Source organism: Brotonthovivens ammoniilytica (genome assembly GCF_025566885.1).
GTDB classification, from domain to species: Bacteria; Bacillota; Clostridia; order Lachnospirales; family Lachnospiraceae; genus Brotonthovivens; species Brotonthovivens ammoniilytica.
In genome coordinates this window covers 1-22919 of sequence record NZ_JAOQJQ010000008.1, presented here as the reverse complement: position 1 = coordinate 22919, position 22919 = coordinate 1, and the positions used below count along the sequence as shown (strand labels likewise).

At 43.5% G+C, this 22919-nt stretch carries 17 protein-coding genes and 1 pseudogene; 8 read left to right on the top strand and 10 right to left on the bottom strand.

The genetic code is table 11. From position 1 onward, the window contains the following. Positions 1-175 precede the first annotated feature (175 nt). Both rny and OCV88_RS14540 read right to left on the bottom strand, forming a co-directional pair. Positions 176-1732, bottom strand: coding sequence for a ribonuclease Y (gene rny, locus OCV88_RS14545; RefSeq protein WP_330671984.1), 1557 nt, complete (start codon positions 1730-1732; stop codon positions 176-178). Between the two features lie 156 nt (positions 1733-1888). Continuing rightward, positions 1889-2785: a LysR family transcriptional regulator gene (locus tag OCV88_RS14540; RefSeq protein WP_158426175.1), complete on the bottom strand. Its 897-nt coding sequence runs from the start codon at positions 2783-2785 to the stop codon at positions 1889-1891. Positions 2786-3016: 231 nt separating this feature from the next. On the opposite strand from OCV88_RS14540, the gene OCV88_RS14535 reads away from it, so the two are divergent. After that, on the top strand, positions 3017-3934 hold the full coding sequence (locus tag OCV88_RS14535) for a magnesium transporter CorA family protein (RefSeq protein ID WP_158426174.1): 918 nt from the start codon (positions 3017-3019) through the stop codon (positions 3932-3934). A 48-nt stretch (positions 3935-3982) separates the two neighbouring features. Here OCV88_RS14535 and OCV88_RS14530 read toward each other — a convergent pair whose 3' ends face one another. Both OCV88_RS14530 and OCV88_RS14525 read right to left on the bottom strand, forming a co-directional pair. Then, complete coding sequence (locus tag OCV88_RS14530) at positions 3983-4510, bottom strand: cysteine hydrolase family protein (protein ID WP_158426173.1); 528 nt, start codon at positions 4508-4510, stop codon at positions 3983-3985. 21 nt (positions 4511-4531) lie between these two features. Beyond that, positions 4532-4681 carry a hypothetical protein gene (locus OCV88_RS14525; RefSeq protein WP_262591410.1) on the bottom strand — a complete coding sequence of 50 codons (150 nt, stop codon included), beginning with the start codon at positions 4679-4681 and terminating at the stop codon, positions 4532-4534. A gap of 380 nt (positions 4682-5061) precedes the next feature. On the opposite strand from OCV88_RS14525, the gene vanR reads away from it, so the two are divergent. The 7 genes from vanR to OCV88_RS14490 all read left to right on the top strand — a co-directional run bounded on the left by vanR (position 5062) and on the right by OCV88_RS14490 (position 14435). Further along, on the top strand, positions 5062-5760 hold the full coding sequence (gene vanR / locus OCV88_RS14520; protein ID WP_158426172.1) for a VanR-ABDEGLN family response regulator transcription factor: 699 nt from the start codon (positions 5062-5064) through the stop codon (positions 5758-5760). Then, positions 5750-6898, top strand: a complete 1149-nt coding sequence (locus tag OCV88_RS14515; protein WP_158426171.1) for a sensor histidine kinase — start codon at positions 5750-5752, stop codon at positions 6896-6898. Before vanR ends, OCV88_RS14515 begins: the two co-directional genes overlap by 11 nt. 186 nt (positions 6899-7084) lie before the next feature. After that, a complete protein-coding gene (gene vanG, locus OCV88_RS14510; protein WP_158426170.1) occupies positions 7085-8161 on the top strand; it encodes a D-alanine--D-serine ligase VanG in 1077 nt (358 codons plus the stop codon). Continuing rightward, on the top strand, positions 8158-8727 hold the full coding sequence (locus tag OCV88_RS14505) for a M15 family metallopeptidase (RefSeq protein ID WP_158426169.1): 570 nt from the start codon (positions 8158-8160) through the stop codon (positions 8725-8727). Before vanG ends, OCV88_RS14505 begins: the two co-directional genes overlap by 4 nt. Further along, a complete protein-coding gene (locus OCV88_RS14500; protein ID WP_158426168.1) occupies positions 8724-9746 on the top strand; it encodes an acyltransferase family protein in 1023 nt (340 codons plus the stop codon). Before OCV88_RS14505 ends, OCV88_RS14500 begins: the two co-directional genes overlap by 4 nt. Beyond that, a complete protein-coding gene (gene vanT, locus OCV88_RS14495; protein ID WP_158426167.1) occupies positions 9695-10891 on the top strand; it encodes a serine racemase VanT catalytic subunit in 1197 nt (398 codons plus the stop codon). The genes OCV88_RS14500 and vanT overlap by 52 nt, the downstream gene beginning before the upstream one ends. 115 nt (positions 10892-11006) lie before the next feature. Beyond that, entirely contained in the window at positions 11007-14435 is a 3429-nt protein-coding gene (locus OCV88_RS14490) for a S8 family serine peptidase (RefSeq protein ID WP_158426166.1), read from the top strand. Between the two features lie 183 nt (positions 14436-14618). On the opposite strand, the gene OCV88_RS14485 is transcribed toward OCV88_RS14490, so the two are convergent. From OCV88_RS14485 to OCV88_RS14460, 6 genes and pseudogenes are all read right to left on the bottom strand, one after another. Next, on the bottom strand, positions 14619-14972 hold the full coding sequence (locus OCV88_RS14485) for a type II toxin-antitoxin system HicB family antitoxin (protein ID WP_158426165.1): 354 nt from the start codon (positions 14970-14972) through the stop codon (positions 14619-14621). 68 nt (positions 14973-15040) lie between these two features. Then, positions 15041-17056: a hypothetical protein gene (locus OCV88_RS14480; protein WP_158426164.1), complete on the bottom strand. Its 2016-nt coding sequence runs from the start codon at positions 17054-17056 to the stop codon at positions 15041-15043. 1 nt (position 17057) lies between these two features. Next, positions 17058-17210 carry a hypothetical protein gene (locus tag OCV88_RS14475; protein WP_262591407.1) on the bottom strand — a complete coding sequence of 51 codons (153 nt, stop codon included), beginning with the start codon at positions 17208-17210 and terminating at the stop codon, positions 17058-17060. A gap of 10 nt (positions 17211-17220) precedes the next feature. Continuing rightward, positions 17221-19947, bottom strand: a complete 2727-nt coding sequence (locus OCV88_RS14470; protein ID WP_158426163.1) for a phage tail spike protein — start codon at positions 19945-19947, stop codon at positions 17221-17223. Continuing rightward, the gene (locus tag OCV88_RS14465) at positions 19947-20654 is read right to left on the bottom strand and encodes a hypothetical protein (RefSeq protein WP_158426162.1); all 708 of its coding nucleotides are present in this window, start codon (positions 20652-20654) and stop codon (positions 19947-19949) included. The genes OCV88_RS14470 and OCV88_RS14465 overlap by 1 nt, the downstream gene beginning before the upstream one ends. Beyond that, a pseudogene (locus tag OCV88_RS14460) lies at positions 20641-22919 on the bottom strand (hypothetical protein); the annotation flags it as partial. The pseudogene OCV88_RS14460 and the gene OCV88_RS14465, both read right to left, overlap by 14 nt.

Sequence of the window (22919 nt, the reverse complement as noted above, 5' to 3'; positions counted from 1 at the left end):
TCATATCACATTAATTTTTTCTTAATTAATCCTCTGAATTTCACTATATTTAACAAATTTTGAACATGTAGTTTTTACGGAATCAGGTTCTCATACTTATATTGTAACACAAAAATCCCGCAAATGACGAGACGTCATTTGCGGGTTTCTTATCGTTTGGAACTTTCATGGTCTGTTATTTAGCGTAATCTACTACACGCGACTCCCTGATAACATTTACCTTAATCTGACCTGGATATTCTAATTCCGCTTCAATCTGCTTTGATATATCCCGGGCCATTAATACCATATCTGCATCAGATACCTGTTCTGGTATAACCATAATTCGAATCTCTCTACCTGCCTGAATTGCAAAAGATTTATCTACACCTTTAAAACTATTTGTAATATCTTCTAGCTGTTTCAATCTGTTTGAATATGTTTCTAATGTCTCTCTTCTTGCACCGGGTCTTGCCGCTGAAATCGTATCAGCAGCCTGTACCAGACATGCAATCAGTGTTTCCGGTTCCACATCACCGTGATGTGATTCCACCGCATTGATCACAGTTGCAGACTCTTTGAACTTTCTGCACAGATCCACACCGATCTGAATGTGAGAGCCTTCCATTTCATGATCAACAGATTTTCCGATGTCGTGTAATAAACCTGCACGTTTAGCGATTCTTACATCCACACCTACTTCAGCTGCTAAAAGTCCGGTGATCTGGGCAACTTCAATGGAATGCTTCAATGCATTCTGTCCATAACTTGTCCGGAACTTCATTCTGCCCAGCAGACGAATCAGCTCCGGATGGATTCCATGAACCCCAACCTCTAACGATGCCGCCTCACCTTCTTCGCGAATCATTGTTTCAACTTCTTTTTGTGCTTTCTCAACCATTTCTTCGATTCTGGCCGGATGAATACGCCCGTCCACAATCAGCTTTTCTAGAGCAATCCGCGCAACCTCACGGCGGATTGGATCAAAGCCTGACAAGATAACCGCTTCCGGAGTATCATCAATAATCAGATCCACTCCCGTCATGGTCTCAAGGGTTCTGATATTACGTCCCTCTCGTCCAATAATACGCCCTTTCATCTCGTCATTTGGAAGCTGTACTACTGAGATCGTAGTTTCCGCCACATGATCTGCAGCACATTTCTGAATCGCTGTCACCACATATTCTTTGGCTTTCTTTCCCGCTTCCTCTTTTGCTTTCGTCTCTAATTCTTTGATTAATTTAGCAGTATCAAGTTTAACATCTTCTTCGACGGTTTTTAAAAGATATTCTTTTGCCTGTTCGGAGGTAAGTCCAGAGATTCTTTCTAGTTCCTGTACTCTTTCTTCATTTAATTTGGCAACTTCAGCTTTTTGTCGTTTAATTTCTTCTTCTTTTGCTGCAAATCCGGCCTCTTTTTTCTCGATAGCCTCCAGCTTCTTGTCCAGATTTTCTTCTTTCTGCACAATCCGGCGTTCATTGCGCTGAATCTCTGCTCTCCGGTCTTTAATTTCTCTGTCGAGTTCATTCTTGGTTTTAATGGACTCTTCCTTGACCTCAAGCATCGCCTCACGCTTTTTCGCCTCTGCTGATTTCACAGCATCATCAATAATGGTTCTTGCCCGATCTTCCGCACTTCCAATTTTCTCATCAGATACTTTCTGGATGTGGGACTTGGTGGCAAAAACTGAGATGACAGAAGCAACAACTGCAACGACCACTGCTGTAATTACTACTGCAATGATACCTGGCACAGGAGCACCTCCTTATTTAATTTTCATTGTACATATAACAACTAAAAAATTATATATGTCATAACTACAACATATAAATTTTATACTTTTTTGTGCATTGTGTCAAGCCAAAACGCATACAACCGTGAGAATGCCTGTCCGAAATATGTTTCTGATTCACGGACTGTTTTTTACAGAAACCATTTCTCTTAAAAGTGCCACAAATGCACGCAGCGCCGGATCATCCTTATCATTTTTCCATAACAGATTTACCTGGTGGGAGGAATCCAGTTCCAGATACCCAAAGCTTGCATTATCAAGGGCTCTGCACCAGATATCTGAAATCGCCACCCCCAGTCCGCACTGAACCCCTAGAATCATAGCGTCGGTGCTGTGTACAAGCTGCACCTTGGGCACAAATCCATAGGGACGGCAAAATCCCCGGATTAAATCCGTCACATAATCAAATTCTTCATCTGAAACAGTTAAAAACGCCTCTCCTTTAAAATCATTGGGCGTTAATTCCTTTCCGGGATTTTTCTGCTGTGTCTTCTTATGATAAAGCAGCACCCTTGGCAGCTCTGTGATAATTTCGGAGGCAATGCCATCTATATTTAAAACTTTTGGCTCAATTGTCAAAACCACATCCTCTTTCCCGGCCTGCAGCGCTTCCACCGCTTTTCTTGGCTCATAGCTGTTGACTTCCAGTTTTACATCAGGAAACCGCCGGTAAAAAATCTCCTGCAGCGGTATTAGTATATGTGAAATATTAGAATTATTCATAACCCCCAGCCGGATAATCCGGTTTTTATTTTCCATAGACAGCTGCGCACGCATTTTCAGATTGTTCAGCGAGGTTTTGTACTCTTCAAAAAAATCATAAAACAGTTTTCCGTTTCCGGTGAGCAAAATCCCCTTATTTCTGCGCTCAAAAAGCGGACATCCAAGCTCCTCTTCCAGCGCAATTACCTGCCTGCTCACTGCCGGCTGAGACACAAACAGCTCCTGTGCAGCTTTCGAAAAACTTAAATTCCTAGCTGAGGCAAGAAAATATTCAATCTGCAAATCATTCATAGCTTCACATCCTTAACGATAGATATTATTTTAAGTTTACTCAGATTTTAAAAAGATGTAAATAGTCCCTTTTAAATTGCCCCGGGAATTGATCTCACAAACTAGTTTTAAAAATTTTTAACCGTTTTTTCCTTTTTTGTATAATTACCGGTATTACAGGTATATACTGAACCTGTGCGTGATTCGCAGTACCCCAGAAATCAAGTCATACATACCAAGGAGGTTTTCATTATGATGTTTTATCAGCTAAACGGCCAGCTAAAGAGACTGACACACCCAAAGGATGCCAATGGCTCCTACTTTACAGCTATTCTTACTCCCGAAGAATGGGAAGAGCAAAAAAAGGCTCTTGGCTTTCCGGAATACACCGGCTTTGAATATACAAAGGTTCATTCCTGTAAAACAGAAATCTACTCCAAATATATTTTTGGCACCATTCTGTTTCCGGATAAAGAAAAACATTCAAAAACTGCCTATGAGCTTGTATTTTATATTAATGAAAAAAGTATTGTGATTATAGACAGCGGAACTCTGGCCGATCGTATTATCTGTAAAATAGTACAAAAATACCAGCACCAGGAAATTACTCCGGAGCTGTTTCTTTACGGCTTTCTCCACTATTTTATTAAAGACGACCTTGAAATGCTGGAACATTACGAAAAGCATCTGATTTCACTGGAAGAAAAAGTCATGCACGGAAAAATCCACAACATGCTTCCCCAGTTATTTTCTTATCGAAGAGAGCTTACAAAAATCCGGTGCTATTATGAGCAGATGGAAGATCTTTCCAGAGAGCTGGAAGAAAATGAAAAAGGATATTTCGATGATGAGCGGATGGGATATATACGCTTATTTGGAGACCGGACCGGACGTCTCCACGATACAACTGTACAGCTGATTGAATACTGCCAGACACTCAGAGAAGTCTATCAGGCAGAAATAGATCACCGTCAGAATAAAAATATGCAGTTTATGACTGTGCTGACTTCTATTTTTTTCCCGCTGACACTTATCGCCGGCTGGTATGGCATGAATTTTACTCATATGCCGGAACTTGATACAAAATACGGCTATGGAGTAGTTATCATTATCAGTCTAGCTGTCATTATCGGGGAAATTCTATATTTTAAAAAGAAAAAAATCATATAAGCTCCAAAAAACAACTAACACATTTTGGCTTATTGCAGGATGCTAAGGCTATAGCTGCTGATTTTCAATACGTATCTGACAGCGGCTCATTGCCTCTAGCGCGCACTGATGCCCTTCTTTTGTACTTCCCGCACAGCAGGCTGCATCTACAATGATCTCTACATCCGGCAGAGACGCCTTTGCAATCACGGCATTGGAAATTACACAAATATCCGTGCAAAGCCCAATCAGCGTAACGGTCCTTATCCGCTCCTGCTCATTGAGTTTCCGAAGAGTCTCCCCCAGAAGAAAGCTGCCAAATGCCGGCTTGTCAACAGGCTCCTTATGGCAGAATTTCTGAATCTCCGGAATCAGTTCCCAGCCTTTTGTATGGGCAATACAATGTTTCACCGGAAGCTTTTTTCCCTCCAGTGTTTCCAGATAATTGTCTCCGTGGGTATCCCGTGTAAATATTATTTCCCCGGAAAAACTCTGGATTTTTCTCACTGCCCGGGGAACTATGGCTCTGGCATCATCACTTCCCAGAGCACCTGTAACAAAATCATTCTGCATATCCACGACGATTAGAATATCCATAACTGCCTCCCTGATCAAGCTTTATTTCTTTCCTTTTTTCTCTTCTTTTTTTCTGTGAAACTTCTGGACCATAAAGGCCGCAAAAAATGACACCGCTCCTGCGCCAATGCTTAAAACAAGCAATATTATAATAATTGCCCCGATACTTAAATCTAAACCTGCTATCTGCATAATAATTCCTCCTGTTCAAGTCTCGTTCTTGCAAGACCTGGTGCGTGATTCGGGTCAGCCTTGCTGACAACATTCTATTCCCAATCACCGCACCTCCTGGCGGAGCGTAGATCAGATGGGGGGATTAACACCCGGCACTGATACCAATTTGTTACTCACCGCCTGCAGATGCAAAAATCATCCCGCATCTGATATATCTGCTTCATAATATCAAACCAAAAAAATCCTGTCAATGAATGACAGCCTTCCCTCGCTTCATAAAATCTTAAGAGAATGTACCCATTAATGCAACATAATTTTTATGAGATATGCTATAATTTGAAACAGCTGACATCTGCACAAAATGAAGATATCAGCCTTAAAATTGAAAGGAGTTTTTTATGCCTGATATTCTAGTTGTAGACGATGAACACGCAATTGCAAATTTAATTGAACTTTATCTGAAAAACGAAAATTTTACTGTATACAAATTCCATAACGGTACCGACGCACTGAACTGTATCCAAACAACCCATCTGGATCTTGCAATTTTAGATGTTATGCTTCCCGATATTGACGGATTTACGATTTGTCAAAAGATCAGGGAGCAATATACGTTCCCGGTGCTGATGCTGACTGCAAAAGATGGGGAAATTGATCAGATCAACGGCTTTACCCTTGGAGCAGACGACTATATTACAAAGCCCTTTCGCCCGCTGGAACTGGTAGCCCGCGTCAAAGCACATCTTCGCAGAGCCAACCACTATGACGCTGCGGCCAGCCAGACAAAAAGCAGCGAGCTCTCCATCCGGGGACTTTGCATCAACACTGCCAGCCATGCATATACGTTAAATGAACAGCCTCTCTCACTGACACCCACGGAATTTGATATTCTCCGGATTCTGTGCGAAAATCTGGGACAAGTGGTTAGTTCCGAGGAGCTGTTTCAAAAAGTCTGGGGTGAAAAATACTATAAAAACGCTGTAAATACGGTTATGGTTCATATCCGGCATCTGAGAGCGAAAATGCATGATTCCGCAGAGAGGCCAAAGTATATTAAAACAGTGTGGGGAGTGGGGTATAAAATAGATGAAACTTAAAAAACACTCCAATATCAAAACGGTTCTTCTGATCATTGCGGGAATACTGGTGCTTTGTTTTTTCATTTATTATCTGTTCGACAGATCTTTTAACGGTATTTTCACTGACTGGTTTTCCAGAAAATTTATCTGGCAGACCCAGGATCCAAATACCGGTCAGCTTAACAGCGGATTAATACTTACAGGCTTTAAATATTTTATTATAAAAACAGTATTCTTTCTGGCGCTGACCGTGTCTTTGGCCATCTGGCTGGTCTCAAAATTTTATGCCAGACGAAAAGTGCAGGCCTCTATTCAGCTGCTGTCACAGCAGGTTGAAGAGTATCTATCTTCTGATACAGCCAGTCTGGAACTGATTTCCAAAGAATTTTCTTCCATCCGCCTGCCTATCAGCCAGCTGCGGACAAAGACGCTGGAGCAGGAGAGGCTGCTGGAGCAGGAAAATCAGCAGAAAAATGATCTGATTACTTATCTGGCCCATGACTTAAAAACCCCCCTGGCGTCCGTAATCGGTTATCTGTGTCTTTTGGATGAAGCGCCCACCCTTCCGGAAGACCTGAGAAAAAAATATATTAGTATTACACTGGAAAAATCTTACCGGCTGGAACAGCTGATTCAGGAATTTTTTGAGATTACCCGCTACAATCTCCATTCCATTGTGGTAAATCCCGGCCGTATCCATCTAGAGACCATGCTGCTGCAGATGGCCGATGAATTTTTCCCGGTTCTGGAACCTATGAAAAAAAGTATTTCCGTGGATGTTCCATCCGGCCTGATTCTTTACGGTGATGCAGACAAGCTGGCCAGGGTATTTAACAATATTTTTAAAAATGCCGCCGCCTACAGCTATCAGGATTCCGATATTGCGGTCTGCGCCCGCTCCGGCCAGGACGGCGTCACCTTGACTTTTACAAACCAGGGAGATCCCATACCGGAACACCAAAAGGAAACCATTTTTGAAAAATTTTACCGGCTGGACAGCTCCCGTTCCACCCAGACCGGCGGCTCGGGTCTCGGACTTGCCATTGCCAAAGAAATTGTTACGGCACATCACGGTACCATCTCTGTAGAAAGCAATATGGACGCCACTACATTTACCGTATTTCTTCCTCAGACAGACTATCACACAAAATCATAAGTGCCTGTTAAGAAAACCATAAGATTTTTCACAGGTAATTGCAATAAAACCGTATCTAGTTTTGATTACACTAAATGTATCAACACCGGATGCGGTTTTTCTATGAAAGTGACAAAACTGTCATCTAGAAGTCATCTGACCGTCATCCGGATCTGATATCATTTTTTCAGAAAGGAAGGATTCCATATGAACCATACATCAGAAACTTATACAACATCAAAGAAAACCATTGCTGTTATATTTGGCGGCTGTTCCAGTGAATATGACGTTTCTCTGCAGTCTGCCTCAGCAGTGATCTCCCATATTGACACAGAAAAATATAATATTGTACTGCTGGGAATTACAAAAGAAGGGGAATGGTACCGCTTTTACGGCTCTCCTAAGCAGATAGCCGCTGATATCTGGGAAAACGGCACCTGCTGCCCGGCAATTATCTCACCGGACCGTACAACCCACGGCCTGCTTGAGTTTACCACTTATGGGATTCAGACTGTTTACCTGGACGCAGCGCTCCCTATACTGCACGGAAAATTCGGAGAGGACGGAACTATTCAGGGACTTTTAGCTCTCGCCGGCATCCCATGTATCGGATGCGGACTTTTATCCTCTGCCCTGTGTATGAACAAAGATACTGCCCACAAGCTTGCTGCCGCAGCGGGAATCAGCGTTCCTAAGTCCACAGTAATTTATGAAATGGGCTCCCAAAAGCAGCTGGCCCTTAAGGCTTCCCATCTGACATATCCGCTGTTTGTAAAACCTCTGAATGCCGGTTCTTCTTTTGGCATCACAAAGGTCACGGACCCGGCTTTGCTGGCTGACGCTGTTGTTACAGCCTTTACATATGATACCGCTGTTATTATCGAAGAAGCCGTAGACGGATTCGAAGTAGGATGCGCAGTGATGGGAAATGAAATCCTTTTCACCGGTGAAGTGGATGAAATCCAATTATCTTCCGGATTTTTTGATTATACCGAAAAGTATCAGTTAAAAACTTCTAAGATTCATATGCCGGCCCGGATTGATGAGGTAACTGCCAGACGTATCAAAGAAACTGCCAAAACTCTTTACCGCACTATGCACTGCAGCGGCTTTGCCCGGGTGGACTGCTTTTTAACCCCATCGGGAGAAATTGTATTTAACGAGATCAATACCATTCCCGGATTTACTTCCCACAGCCGCTTTCCAAATATGATGAAAGGCGCGGGAATCTCATTTAAAGATCTGGTACAAAAGCTCATAGAAACGGAGGTGTCTGAATTATGAAACAGTCCTTTTATCTTCAGCTTGTAAACCCGGCCCACCCGGCACTTATGATTCCAGAAGACACAGAGCTTCTCCCGGCCCACCCGGATTATCCGGATATTCTACTGGAAACTAAGGCTGCAAAGGCGCTCCAGGCTCTTTTAACCAGACTGGACGCATTTGATAAAATTGTTCCGGTCAGCGGATTCCGCACCATGCAGGAACAGCGTATGATCTGGAAACAGTCCATGAAGGACAACGGATATTTGTTTACCAGACAGTATGTGGCTCTCCCAGGATGCAGTGAACACCAGACCGGTCTTGCCATTGACCTGGCCGCAAATATTCCTGATATTGATTTCATCTGTCCGGACTTTCCCTCCTCCGGTATCTACGGCAGATTTCGCCTGCTGGCTGCCTCTTACGGATTTATTCTCCGATACCCTGAAGGGAAAGAACACATTACGAAAATCTCAGAAGAACCCTGGCATTTCCGTTATGTAGGTGTTCCCTATGCAGAAGAAATTACCCGCCGTGGAATTGTTCTGGAAGAATATCTCTCTTTAGACGAGAGGATTGTTTCATGAATACAGTATCCGGAAAAGATTACTCCGGCCTGGACGGATTCCGAATAATTGCAGCCTTTCTGGTAGTTTCTATTCATACTTCCATTTTTACCTCTTTTTCGCAATCCGCAGATTTCTGGTTTACAAGAATCCTGGCAAGAACAGCGGTACCATTTTTTATTATGGTAACTGGATTTTTTCTGCTGCCAAAAGCAGCCAAGGAACCCAGGGCAGTGATTCCGGCTCTTAAAAAACTTCTGCTGCTTTATGGCGGGTCCATTCTCCTTTACCTGCCTCTTAACTTTTACGGGCATCAGTTTGAAGGACTTACTGCATTTGGCTTTATTCAGAAATTAATGTTTGACGGAACCTTTTACCATCTCTGGTACTTTCCGGCTGTTATAGCAGGCCTGTTAATCGTACTGCTTCTGCAAAGATTTTTCTCTCCAAAGGGCTGTCTGATCATCAGTTTCATTCTGTACCTGGCAGGTCTTGGAGGCGACAGCTATTACGGTCTGTCAGAAAAGCTTCCGATTCTGCATCAGTTTTATGACGGAATCTTTCAATTTAGCAGCTACACCAGAAACGGAATCTTTCTGGTTCCCTTCTTCCTCTGCCTGGGATGGGTGCTGCATCTTCGCAGGCCTCCAAAGGGGAAAAATGCGCTGTACTGGTTCCTTATTTTTCTGATGCTTATGACATTAGAAGGATTTCTGCTCCATCATGGACAGCTTCAGCGGCATGACAGCATGTACCTCTTTTTAATTCCGGCCATGTACTGTCTGTTTTCCTGGCTTTTAACCCGGCACTGGCCCAAATGTGCATGTTTTAGAGATATTTCTCTGCTTATTTATGTAATCCATCCATGGATGATTGTTCTTGTCCGTACCGGAGCAAAGATCACTCATCTGGAGTCGGTATTGATTCAGCAGAGTCTTATACATTATCTTGCAGCAGCTTTTGGCTCCTGCATACTGGCGGTGATTATATGGAAAATACAACAATACTTAAAAACGAAACAACAAACACCTCTCTTATAAGAGCTAGATCCTGGGCTGAAATTGACTTTAAAGCCCTGACAGAAAATACAGCCATTATCCGCAGCCTGCTCCCCGATTCCTGCCGCCTGATGGCTGTAGTTAAGGCAAACGCTTACGGCCACGGCGATGTCATCGTATCCAGACATCTAAACAGCATAGGTGTCACTGACTTTGCAGTTGCCACACTAGAAGAAGGAATTCATTTAAGAAAGGCCGGGATATGCGGAAATATTCTGATTCTTGGCTATACTCCCGCGTCTTTTGCTTCCCAGATTTCCTATTATCAGCTGACACAGACTGTCACAGATCTGTCCCATGCCCGGGCACTGGCTCAATCCGGTTTTTACCTGGACGTTCATTTAAAAATTGACACCGGAATGCACAGGCTTGGAATTACACCGGAGCATTTTACAGAAATCTGCAGATTATTTGAGCAGCCGGATATCAATGTCACAGGTATGTTCACCCACCTGTGTACCGCTGACAGCACAGAGCCTTCCGATATCAAATATGCAGATTTTCAGATTCAGCAGTTTTTAGAATTAGATAAAACACTAAAAGCTTCCGGTATACAGGTTCCCATTCATATCCAGAGCAGTTACGGCGTTATTAATTATCCTGGACTTCCCTGCGACTTTGCACGCCCCGGAATCCTGCTTTACGGCTGCTACAGTGATACTAACAAGGATTCCTGTCTGCTTCCCTCTATGCGTCCGGTTTTATCCTGGTACACACATATTGCCTCCATTCGGGAGATTCCTGCCGGAGAATCGGTTGGATACGGGCGCACTCACAGAGCAAAACGTCCGGAGCGGATCGCTGTACTTCCTGTGGGCTATGCAGATGGCTATCCCCGAAGTCTGTCCAATCAGGGATATGTCATCATCCACGGGAAAGCAGCTCCTGTCATTGGCCGTATCTGCATGGACCAGATGACTGTAGATATTTCAGACATTCCAATGGCTTCTGTGAATGATAAAGCAACCCTTATCGGTTCCGAAGGTGCTCTTACTCTCACTGCTGAAGAACTAGCTGTGCGGTCCGGCTCTATCACCAACGAGCTGTTAAGCAGGATCGGCAGCCGGATTCACAGAATACCGGTAAATAAAAAGAATCCCTCCCTAAATCCTAAAGATTTCCCCTAAAAATAAGCTCAGAAGATCAGACATATTAAAAACCCCTGTCTTCCGGGCTTTTTTCTTTGCGAAGAATTCTATCTTCCTCTATAATGGATGTATCATCATTTAAAAGGAGTATGTTATGAAAAAATTATTGACACTATTGTTATGTGCACTGCTGACGGTTTCAGCACTGCCCCTTACCGGACTGGCTGCAAAGTCATCCGATTCTGAGCGGGCAATCTCTGGCAGTTATGTAAAAGGGGAAGCCATCGTCTGCCTGAAAACAGATACTGCCCGCAGCCGCAGCTCACTTCCCGGTCTTTTGTCCGATTCTGAACTTCTTATGTCTCTGTCTTCAGATACGTATACTTCTGACCGCACAGTTGCAGAAAAAACAAAGTCTGAAAAATCTGCCAAAGGACATGCCTCTGACAGCTCTTCCCTGTCCCTTGTACATATCACAGACAAAAGCATGTCAACAGCACAGCTGATTGAGGAACTGGAATCTTACCCTCAGGTAATTTTTGCAGAACCAAACTATATCACTGAAAATTACAGCATGTCAGCCGCAGATCCCGATTTAACCCAGTGGCAGTGGGGTTACCAGAATCAATCTGACGGGGACAACCCTTTTGAGAACGAAACGGATTTTAATATCGGTATTCCCGGATGGAACTCCCCCGGCCAGGGCGGCGGCGATAACGTTGTTATTGCAATTTTAGATACCGGTGTGGATTTAAACCATCCGGACTTAAAAGATAAATTGTGGACGCGTCCCGCCAACTCTTCACTGCCCGGAGGCAGCCACGGCATTAATCTTACCGGAGAAGGCCCCGCAGATGACGTCTCTGATAGCAACGGCCACGGAACACATTGCGCCGGAATCGCCGCTGCTGCCTGGAATAATGCCGGTGTATCCGGTGTCAGTGAACAGGCTGAAATTATGGCCATTGAAACAAACAATGAAATTGTTTCTAAAATCCGCGGATTTAACTATGTTGCACAGGCCTTAAGGGAAGGCATTAACGTAAGAGCTGTCAATCTCTCCTGGGGCGGGACCGGCATTTCTAAGGCAGTGGAGCTTGCTATTACGGAAGCCGGAAAAGCCGGAGCCATTACTCTGATTGCTTCCGGTAACTCTGGATATGATAATGATATTTCTGACAGCATGGCAAGCGGATTTTTAAATAATCCTTATATTGTTGTGGTAAATGCTGCCGCTCCCGGCAAAACTGCTTCCTGTTACACTGAATACGGGAAAATGACTACAGATGTGTTTGCCCCGGGAACTCAGATTCTCTCAACAGTGCCCTTAAATCAAAGCGTTTATTATCCGGAAACAGACGATCAGCCTGTCTGGTATGAGGACTTTGAAAGTGATGCTCCGTCACTTGTACTTACTGAAGATCCCAGTGACACGCAAGGTACTTCCGATCTTATATCCCTCTCAGAGGAAAAAGTGTATGAGGGAAACCAAAGTCTTCAGATTAAAAAGAATACAACTGAAACCATACGCCTGTACAGTCAGCCTATAGACCTTTCCAGTAAAGCCGACTCTGTATCAGGAGATAAAAGCATTAGTTTTAAACTTTCTGCCCAGGGACAAAACGGTGCCAATGTCAGACTTTATGTAAAGACTACTGATCAGCAAAATCCCTGGGAACCGGTAAATATCTCTCCCGATTCTACCCTGGACGGATCCTGGGATACTTGCACTGCAGTACTTCCCCAAAACACTGACTATAAAAACTTCCGTCTGATGTTTGATCTGGCAATGTTTTCCCTTGTTTTCTCTGACCATGATGCAGCTATGAATGCAGGAGCAGCCACAGGCAGTGTTTATCTGGATGCTATTGGTATCGGAGACAGCCAGAAAGCCATTCCTTACGCTTATATGAACGGAACTTCCATGGCGGCCCCCGCAGCAGCCGGTGCAGCCGCAATACTGGCAGACATTTACAACGAATCCGGGGCAAAACTGGCAGCCAGAGTAACCGGAACCGTTACCAAATATGACACCTTTTCGGATAAATGTGTATCCGGCGGCATGATTGATCTTGGCCGGAAGGAGCCATATCCGGTGTTAAATAAAGCGACCGACCAGGGGGATTCTATCGTGGTGGACGGCTACTTTTTTGGTTCGGTTTCTTCCGCAAAAATCGGCGGCATGGATGCAGAAATATTAGATAACAGCCAGAATATTGTCTCAGACACTCAGGACGGCGAAATCCTGATTCTGAAAAAACCGGCAGGATTTTCAGGAGGCATGACAGAAATATCCGTTACAACAGCCGCCGGGGAAGGCCATCAGTCCTTTGACCTTGGAAAAGCCACACAGACAGCGTACTTTGAAGAGGAGCTCCCTCTTCCGGACGACCCGGATCTGGCCCAGATAACCACGTTCAGCCTTGCGGGATATCATAACCAGATTTTCTGTCTCCCCGATCATCTGAATGAACAGCCGGCACATAAGATCTGGGCTTACAGTATTTCTGATAAAACATGGAAAACCATAAACCTCCCGGAGGAGCTGTTTGGACTGACCGCCTGCACCTGGAACGGAACGCTGGCCATAGCCGGATATACCCAAAATTCCTTCGGATACTTAAATGAACAGCTGTATTTTTATGATGAAAGTAATGATGAGACCTTTACAAAAGCAGAAATTGATCTTCCGCCGAAAACCTTACTTATCAATCACAACGGTACTCTGATGTGCATAGGAGGCGTCAGATTAAACGAAACCGCCGGTGCATATGAAGATATTTCAGATATCCAGATCATTGACCCGGATACAAAAAAGACTGAAAAAGCCGGTGAAATGCTTTCTCCCCGCGCCAATCCTGCCGTCAGTACCTGTAACGGAAGTCTGCTTGTATCTGATATTTACGGGGTGGAATTGATTCAAAAAAACAATCATACCGGACTTTACACAGGAAAAGAGCTGACCGTGGAGCATCTGGCGGAAGGTCAGACCATGGTTGCATTTTCCAATGCGGGACTAAAATCATCTTTTGCATTAACCGGAAAGAAAAGCAGCGGCACGCCTGCCTTTGATACTTACCTTGTAAATCCAAAAACAGGAGAAACCACCGTATATGAGAAGCTGCTGGATAACGGTACAACTTCTTTCAGCGCCGCTGCTGCCTACCAGGACAAACTCTATGTGCTGGCATGCAGCTATACAAATCCGGAACGATATATTTTCAGGGCCACTGCCATGGAAACCCAAAATCCTCAGCCTGGAGATCTTGCAGATGACAGCAGCAAGCCCGAAAATCCGGACGATGAACAAAAACCAGGCGGCGATGACCCAAAACCAGATGGAGGCGGCGGACAAACCTCTGATGATGACAGCAAAAAACCAGAGCCCGGCGATAATAAACCAAATCCCAACGACAGACAAGAGCCAAATCAGTCATCCAAAGATCATCAGAATATAGATAAAGTGAATTCGACTCCCCAAACTGCCGATTATAATTATCCTGCCGCTGCCGCATTCAGCATATTAGCAGTCGCTATGCTGGCAGCAGCCGCAGGAATCAGGCGCTTACTTAAAACGACATAATTCCTGAGAAATTCATTTATTCTGAGCCAGAATTTCTCCGGCCGCGTCTCTTATGACAATCAAAAACCTCCTGTATCCACTGCTCTGATACAGGAGGTTTCTTAAAAGTATCCCAGGGAGGAACTGTTGATAAACCACAATTTCCTAACACGTTTTCAGACTCCCCTAATGTGATGTTACTTTCTATTTTACTTTTTCCAACAATGCTTCCTGCAATACCTGCGAAAAGTTTATTCCGGCTCTTGTTGCCGCAGCATTCAACCACTCTGGTATTGTTAATGTCTTTTTCACCGCTCTGGTATTATGCATTTTTGCATATTCAATGGTATCACAGGCAATATAATTCACAAACTCACCTTTTTCACATGTTATATGATCAGGAGAAGATGCTTCCGGTATCACATTTCCTTCTGCTTCTTCATCATACAAATAAAATGCCAGAATATCTTCTGCCATTACGATCGCATCCTGTAAATCATCTCCACAAGTATAGCAGCCTTCCAAGTCCAGAAAGAATACGGAATATTCAAGTCTCACTCTCGCGAGACTTGGTACGCGATTCGGGTCAGCTTTGCTGACAATATTCTATTCAAAATATTTTTCTTTTATATATTATTTAATATGACTGCCTCAAGCACTACAATCTGTGCTTGGAGATCAGCAATTGCCTGGCTAAAATTATCTGCGCCAATACTCGGTACATAGCTGCCGGGAGCGAAGTCTCCCTCAACAAGCATGATGTCGGTAAATGTAGCTGATTCTCCGACAACGCCGCCAACAGTTGAAATATCACTTGCTTCAAATGAAATTAATAAAAAATCTGCTTTATCAATATCTTTTGTATTAAAAGCAACAACTGGATTAAGACAATTTCTCGCATTTCCCAAAGATACTGCTGTCGTACCGGTCATTAACGTACATCTTATCCCTCCGCCAGTAGTTCCTGTTCTTGTTGATTTTGCAGATATAGTATAGTTCGTATTAGGCTTCAGATCCTTCGTCCTATAAGACGCATATGCATAGTTACTATTATCTGTTGACTTTACAGTTATTTTATTTTCAGAAACACTTCCCGTTGCTCTTATAAACGTTATTCCATTGGCACCTTTATAATCAAACAGATTAATAGCTGACCGATTATCCACAGCCGCCGTAAGCTGCGCTAGATCTTTGACATTATGCAGATTAGCCGGAGCGTATTGGGTACCCTCCATTAGTAACACATCTTCAAAGGTGGCTGTATCACCTACCTTGGATTTATCCGTAATTCCAGATAAGAGCGCAATTCTAAAACTTTTTGCTTTATCTGATTCTCCACTGAAAAATATTAAACTACCATTCAATTCATTTGGTTTTTCGGCAATTCTTTTATTCCCAGTGCCATCATTGTAATCTATAAGCACGCCACCGCCATAACCCCCAGATCTTGTTGAACTCCAAGTCAACGTGTACCATGTATTTGATTTAATCATATCCTTAATATTTACAATACCACCCTGAGCTGCTGTAACAGCTTCACTTGTCACAATTATTTTTCCATCACTTATTTTTACTGTCCCTGTTTCACCATCTGATATCTTATTCATATCGAACAAATTCGCCGCATTTGTCCGCTCATCCAAGAGTAACTCTGTCACATCCTTAACACTATTTAGCATTGGCCTTTCTTGGCTAAAATCATAGACTCCCTCAACCAAAAATACTTCGAATGTGGCCGTGTCTCCGGATACAGCACCGGTAGTCAAACCCGAATACATCATAATTCTTGCTGTAGCATTTTCTTTCATGTGAAATGTTGCAAAAGTATTTAATAGCCCAGAATATCCATTGGTCCCTGCCTCCGTAGTTCCGTCTGAATATCTCAAGTCGACATAAATACCACCGCCACTATTCCCACTGCGTGTTGATTGCCATGCAATTGTATAATATCCCTTTTTTAACTGTATATCTTTGTAAACCAGACACGATTTGCCTGTAGTTTTACTGGTTATAGTTATTTTATTGCCATCTACTATATGGCTTGTATTCGAATCATGTAAGTTGTTAAAACTAAATAGATTCGCCAGATGCTCCACCTTATCACCGCTGTACACAGTTACTTTAGACGATGTCTCATCGTTAATAAGCGTACCTTTTACTGCTCCCTCAATGGCCTCCAGGGCATCCTCTGCCCGGCCCGCTGCCGTGTTTGCTTTATCTGTAGCTGTATTGGCTTTGCTGGTGGCGTCTTTGATGTCATCCAAATAGTCATCTATAAAATTTGACTCATTGTCAGATTCCGGAACGTCGCCGGCTACATAGTTTTTATGTACCCGTACCAGCTGGACAAAGGTCACCAGGGTGTCGGCGCCTTTTACGATCTGTACCTGAAGCTTTGTCAGACCAACCTCTGAAAACATCTGATCTGTTACATCCACATTGACATCATTCCCGGATATGGCTGCAGTATTGTAAACTGCCTTTGTAGATGGTTTTGCGGCGTAAACTTTGGCCGATGCACCGGAAGGGATATCATAATCCAGAAAATGAAAAGAAATGCCCAGAGCGTTTGTTCCCTGGACATAATCAATGGTTTCTTTTAATTTGTTGTCTAACACATATACATCTACATCAATTACCATGTTATTCACCCGCTTTCTCCATAAATCGTTCCATAATCTCCTTCATAACCATATCTTCTTTGAAATCCGCATCTGCTCCTGGCAGAATCTGCGCTTTATCCATTGTATTGTTTAACTCTATTTCCGCTTCTTCCATTACTAATTTCATTTTCATAAAATACTTCCTATGCTTTTGGTGCAGAGACAATTAATCCATCTACCACACTAATTGTACTTGTATAATAAGAACCTCCTTTTTCATAATAAATAGGAATTGTTCCCGTCCAAGTCCCTTTTCCATCAATCGCCGATAGGTTTTCCACTTTCAAATTCTTTAAGGACCAATTGTGAAAATCTATATCAGAATAAATATTGCAGTCTACATTATTGGGAATTTGAAAAGATTTGCTACAATTAAACCCATCTATGATTGCCTGCTGGATCTTATAATTCTGCATATCCAGGTTACAGCCAGCATTTAACGCATTTCCCGTAAATCCTGATACACCGCTTCTTGCAAAGGTAAGCACCGTTGTATATACGTTTGCACTTGCTGTTTTTTTATACGCCCAGGTCATATAATCCCCATCATCTTCCAGATCAAATACCAGTCCTTTTTTACTGGCATCTTTGGAAAGATTATTGGCTCCGATATATCCGATTTCATCTCCATCGTAAACAACCCGGATTCTCCCTCCGTTAATACGAATCCCATCCGTTCCGGAAATATTCTCAAAGGTTGCCTTTCCTGCGTGCAGTTCCCCGGTGTCTAAATTCCACCAGTTATTTCCACTTTTATCCGTAATCTTCCCGATCTGCATATAGGTAGCATTTAAGTATAACTTTCCTCCGGACATATAAATTCCCTGTATCTGTCCATGATTCGTCAACCGGTTGAATACCTCTTCCTGATCTAAGGCATCATTCAGCGCTGTTACCGCCGAATCGTCTGTATACTTACTTGCTTTTATCCAGTCAGAGGATAAATAAGAGCCGGATGCCCTTGCCGTTTTACATCTCATAATGTCACCAGCTGCGCCCTGCGTCCAGAGATCCCCCACATCATAAGGGGGAACCGGGGTTGTAATAAATACCCTTCGTTTATGGTCTGCGGTATCCTGCGCTTCTGCTGCAGCTTCTAACGCCTTCGTAACATCTGTATCCTGTACCATCTGCCAGCTCCAGGTTGATCCGTTTTTGAAGAACCGGTATGCATATCCTTTGGATTTCCAGTAAAAAAGATCTCCCTCATGTTTCAGACGTTCCGCTTCTGTGTTCCATTCAGATGCCGGAACATTGTTAAGCGTTGGGGCATAGTCGTAATAATATGTTTCGATCTTACCATCAATCTGTTTCTGAAGCTCTGCGATTTCAGGATCATATACACTGCTGGCAAAGTCATTCACCTGTTCGCCGGCAATCTGATCAATTGTTTTTCCAGCCAGAGAAAACTCTGTAGCTACCACACGTAACTCTCCGGTATCCAGGTTCCAGTAATTAAGTCCTTTTTGATCTGATAATACTCCTGCAACGATGTAGGTGGCTATCATTCCCGCCGCCGTTATCGCTGTCGTCCAGTCCCAGCTGCGCCCGTCTGCCGTCCGGCGCTTGGAAATCATAAGCCCCTGTGTGCCTAATGCCAGTGCCCCATATAGAGAATTACTATCATCCAGGTTTTCAAATAATATCGCCAGCACATCCTGTTTTTTCGCAGCATTATACTGTGCCGTCAGACTTGCCATGGCGCCATTGATAAATCCGGCGATTTTATCAGCCATTACCGTTCCGTCTGGGCGGATTGCCTGATCAATCCGGTTTACACTACTGGAAACTCCGTTGAAATAATTATATGTAAAATCTCCCAGCACCACGGAAGAAACCTTTTGCAGAACTGCATCATAAACAAGCTCCACCACTCTGGCTTCTGTGGTAAGGTCCAGCCGTTCATGATGACAATGAATGGTATCCCCAAGCAGCACCGTCTCCAGCACCGCATACTCCTGATACTGATCTGTATCCGAAAGCAGAATCATATCTGCTTCTATTGACACTTTCGGTTGATCTATCCCGGCCTCATACTGTTCCTGGCAGCGTTGTTTCAAGGCCGTATTCAGTTCCGCCTGATTTTTGCAGATAATCACTCCTTTTTCCGCATCGTCCTCCTGGGCGTCTGCTTCCATCTTTACATCGTCAAAAGTAATGGTTACTGCTTTGATTGTTGGATAGCTGTTGATCAGTGGGCTGTCCACATATCCAGTGCCTGCCATTTTATAACCATTATAGGCTTTGGGATAAATACGGGTTACTACTTCTCTGAGATCAACATCTTCTGTAAATCCATCCTGGGGGATATTCTTCCCATACCGCAGTTCCACTCCATAATCGCCGCCCACTCTTTTATCAATAACCACCTTATAATTATCAAACAGGATTTCTCCGCCCCAGCGGTTCACAAAACTGTTCTCATTGTCCCCGTTGATTGCTTCAATCAGATTCATATATTCGTAATAAGCAGTGGCTGTTGTTGTGATGTTGGACGTTCCGGAATACTTTTTATTGACTGCTGTCATACTATTCAAGGCTTCCTGGCCATTCTTTCCGGTCGGCCGGACATCAACTAAGAAACAATCACCAAGAGCGTCCATAAAGATCGGCTCCATGGTGACTGTAATCCCACTGTCTGACTTTTCTTTTTGCTTGATCCGGAACAACTGATTTCCATTAAAAGACGGCAGCTTTACCACAGCATCCTCTACAATATACTTCCAGCGACCCTCATCATCAATCGGATGTGTAAGCGATGCTGTCCAGGCCCCATTTAAAATCACATGCACAGATGCGCTCTCTGGAAGCAGCGTCATATCTCCGTTATGCTCAAAGTCTGCGTTATCCGGACTGTATAGTTCTATCACTATAAGCACCTCCAATTCGGAATTACTTTTAAGTCAAATCCCTTTGTGATTGCGATTGTATTTTCCCCCGGCTGCAGATACAGGTCTTTATACGCCCCTTTTACCGCTGTATTCTGTAAGGTTCCATCTGTCCGGCAGGCCAGCATCCGCTCCGTGTGGATCGTCAGGTTCTGCCCTACTGTGGCTGTCATTTTCTTTCCATTGACTGTCAGCGTGCATCCCCCATTTCCCGTAATCAGATAGGTTGGACAGCATACCGAATATCTGTTTTTCAGAACCTTATCCGGAGAGTATTCCCGCGTACCGGAAATCAAATATTCTCCCGGATCACAGGTAATGGTAAGATCTACCGATATAGTAATATCCGATTCTCTGGAATACCCGGTGGTCTCTGTATTCTTAATCTGGAAGAACTTTCCTGAAATCTCTTCCAGATACAGCAGACGGCTGTCCAGAACCTTTTCCCGAAACTGGCTGTAAATCTGATCTACAGAACAGCTTTCAAAAACCGGCACAGTGATATCCAGTTCCATTGTAACAACGGTATCTGTCCAGCTCCCATCTTTAGTTGTCAGCGTCCCTGCTCTTCCTGGAACTTCTGTATATGTCACCTTCTGCTGTCCTCTTTCAATCACCGGATAGGACCGGAACCAGATATAATAATCGGCAGAGTTTAAAATATCAGTAGAAAACCTATACATATGCACCTTGAAACCGCCCCCTTTGCCTTTGTTCGTTTCCAATTCGTTTCATAGCTGCCTTTGTGGTTTTTGTTACCAGAGGTTCTCCGTCCACTTCGAACGTATTGTTTATGACAATGGGAATATCATCTCCGGCACTCCCATTTAAGACGTCCTCATACTCGATAACTGGATGATATTTTGCAGACAATTCAAAGGCTCTGCTCTGCATGGACGCTACCAGATCAGAAGTGTCAATTCCCTGAAAAGAAGAAATTCCACGCTCATAGCCGGTTTCAAAATCCCCTAAAAAGATTCCATCAAAAAGAGAAGATGTTCCTTTTTTCAACATGCCGAAAGGTTTTACAGCTGCATCCGCCAAATTAGCAGATGCTTTCTTCACAAGTTTTTCATCATCAGCAATTCCACAGGCCAATCCTTCCGGTACTCCCTTTCCAATCCTTCTTGCTACTTTAGACGGCGAATTAATCTCCAGTTTACTTCGCAAGGCAGAATTTACGACCCCTGCAACGGATGAGGCAGCATTTACTACTTGTCTTATAACATCTGTTGCTGTCATTCCATCAGCCAGTCCTTCTGTTACCTGTTTTCCTTTTGGTTTTGTGTCTATATTCAACTTGCCTTCAATCTTTCCTGTCAGGTAGTCTGCTTTATCTATAGCTCTCCAGGATTCATTATAAATAGAACCCGCAAAATTTTTCACCCCATTTATTGCAGGCTTTCCGGATTTCTTCTCAAATTTTCCAAGCTCAATCACAGATTTATCTACCATATATTTGGCATTATCAACCATTTCCTGGGTTACTCCAGGCGCCCCTTTCTCTATCTTGGTTTTCAATTCTTTATAAAGAGCCTGCATATTGGAAACCTGACGCTCCAGGCTATCCTTCGATGCATACTCAGCCGTTATAAAAGAATTTTGCATATCCAGCATAGCCTGCTGAATCTTCGTTGAATCTCCTGATACAGTAGCCGCTGCCAGACCTTTGTTGTTCTGGATAGTAGCATTATAGCTTTCCCATGTCGTTTCCGCGTCTTTAACCTTCTGCTCTGCTTCTGCCACGGAAGCTTCTGCCTCATCATGAGCCATTGACAGCTTTGCTACTTCTTTGCTCAATTCTGTGGCAGCCGGAGAACCATGCATTTGAGCAATTTTCAACTTTTCCTGTGCTTCTTTCAGAGCCGCTTCTGCCTCTTCCGCTTTCGCTGTCTTTTCTGCTAAAACGTCCTGTGCCTCTGCCATCCGCATATACGCATCTGTCTGATTTTGCAACGCTTCTGCATATGCTTCCCTATTAGCTTCCAGTAGAGCCTCCGCCGCTTTTTTCTGTATAATCAAATCTATAGAATCACTTAATTCTCCATATTTTTGAATCACTCCATCTGTGATCTCAATTTCAATCCCAAGTGCCTCTGACAGCATACCAGTAATAACTGCAGCCCGGTCCTCATATCCTTTTTTGACCTTTCCATTTTCATCTGTAATAGAACGCAATTCCTCAGCTAATTGTTCATAATAGACATATTCCTGTTCAAGTTTATCGAAATTTTCTTTTCGCGCTTCATTGGTTCTCTGATTTGCTTCATAAACATTATTAATTTCATCAAACAGCTTTTTTTCTTCCTGAGTAAGGCCGTATGTCTTCTCAATTTCCGCCTCCAGTGCATCCGCATATTGTTTGCTCCAGGATACCGCAGCCATAGTAACTCCTACTATCGCAGAAATACCCAGTTTTAAGGCTCCTAAAGGACTAGATGACATTGTAGCATTCAAAATCTTCTGCGCTGCATCCGCAATCATAACGTACGTCTTATACGTCAGCCATGCGGTTCCAAGCCCTGCTACCATGCCGGAGACCAGATCTATGTTATCCATCAGCCATTCCAGACCTTTCATGGCCACTTCCATGACATTTCCAATCAGCCTGGCTCCTGCATCCCAGTCAATCCCATCTATCAGCTCTATAAATGCATCTGCTACCTTTTCTATCATCGGCGCCATGGCATTCAAGGCTTTATTTTTAAGTTCTGTGAACCTTGTATTCAACGGAGTGAGGGTTTCCCCAAGCTCTGCCTGAGTTTCCTTCAGTTCCGCTTCTGCTTTATTGGCATCCAAAATACTCCCTGATAAATTATCATAAGTCGTCTTTGATTTCCCATAGGTTTTATTTAACAGCTTGGCTACCATATTGGCACGGTCCTGTTTATCAGATGTTGCTCCCAGTGCAGCGCCAAATGCTTCCTCTGCCGGCTTGCCCTCTTTCAGCATTT

What these genes read in the sequence shown, in the direction of transcription:
- OCV88_RS14475 (WP_262591407.1), bottom strand. Translation starts at nt 17,210, where the DNA reads ATGAAAATGAAATTAGTAATGGAAGAAGCGGAAATAGAGTTAAACAAT.
- OCV88_RS14540 (WP_158426175.1), bottom strand. Translation starts at nt 2,785, where the DNA reads ATGAATGATTTGCAGATTGAATATTTTCTTGCCTCAGCTAGGAATTTA.
- vanT (WP_158426167.1), top strand. Translation starts at nt 9,695, where the DNA reads ATGGAAAATACAACAATACTTAAAAACGAAACAACAAACACCTCTCTT.
- OCV88_RS14535 (WP_158426174.1), top strand. Translation starts at nt 3,017, where the DNA reads ATGATGTTTTATCAGCTAAACGGCCAGCTAAAGAGACTGACACACCCA.
- vanR (WP_158426172.1), top strand. Translation starts at nt 5,062, where the DNA reads ATGCCTGATATTCTAGTTGTAGACGATGAACACGCAATTGCAAATTTA.
- OCV88_RS14505 (WP_158426169.1), top strand. Translation starts at nt 8,158, where the DNA reads ATGAAACAGTCCTTTTATCTTCAGCTTGTAAACCCGGCCCACCCGGCA.
- OCV88_RS14480 (WP_158426164.1), bottom strand. Translation starts at nt 17,056, where the DNA reads ATGGTAATTGATGTAGATGTATATGTGTTAGACAACAAATTAAAAGAA.
- OCV88_RS14525 (WP_262591410.1), bottom strand. Translation starts at nt 4,681, where the DNA reads ATGCAGATAGCAGGTTTAGATTTAAGTATCGGGGCAATTATTATAATA.
- OCV88_RS14500 (WP_158426168.1), top strand. Translation starts at nt 8,724, where the DNA reads ATGAATACAGTATCCGGAAAAGATTACTCCGGCCTGGACGGATTCCGA.
- OCV88_RS14530 (WP_158426173.1), bottom strand. Translation starts at nt 4,510, where the DNA reads ATGGATATTCTAATCGTCGTGGATATGCAGAATGATTTTGTTACAGGT.
- OCV88_RS14515 (WP_158426171.1), top strand. Translation starts at nt 5,750, where the DNA reads ATGAAACTTAAAAAACACTCCAATATCAAAACGGTTCTTCTGATCATT.
- OCV88_RS14490 (WP_158426166.1), top strand. Translation starts at nt 11,007, where the DNA reads ATGAAAAAATTATTGACACTATTGTTATGTGCACTGCTGACGGTTTCA.
- vanG (WP_158426170.1), top strand. Translation starts at nt 7,085, where the DNA reads ATGAACCATACATCAGAAACTTATACAACATCAAAGAAAACCATTGCT.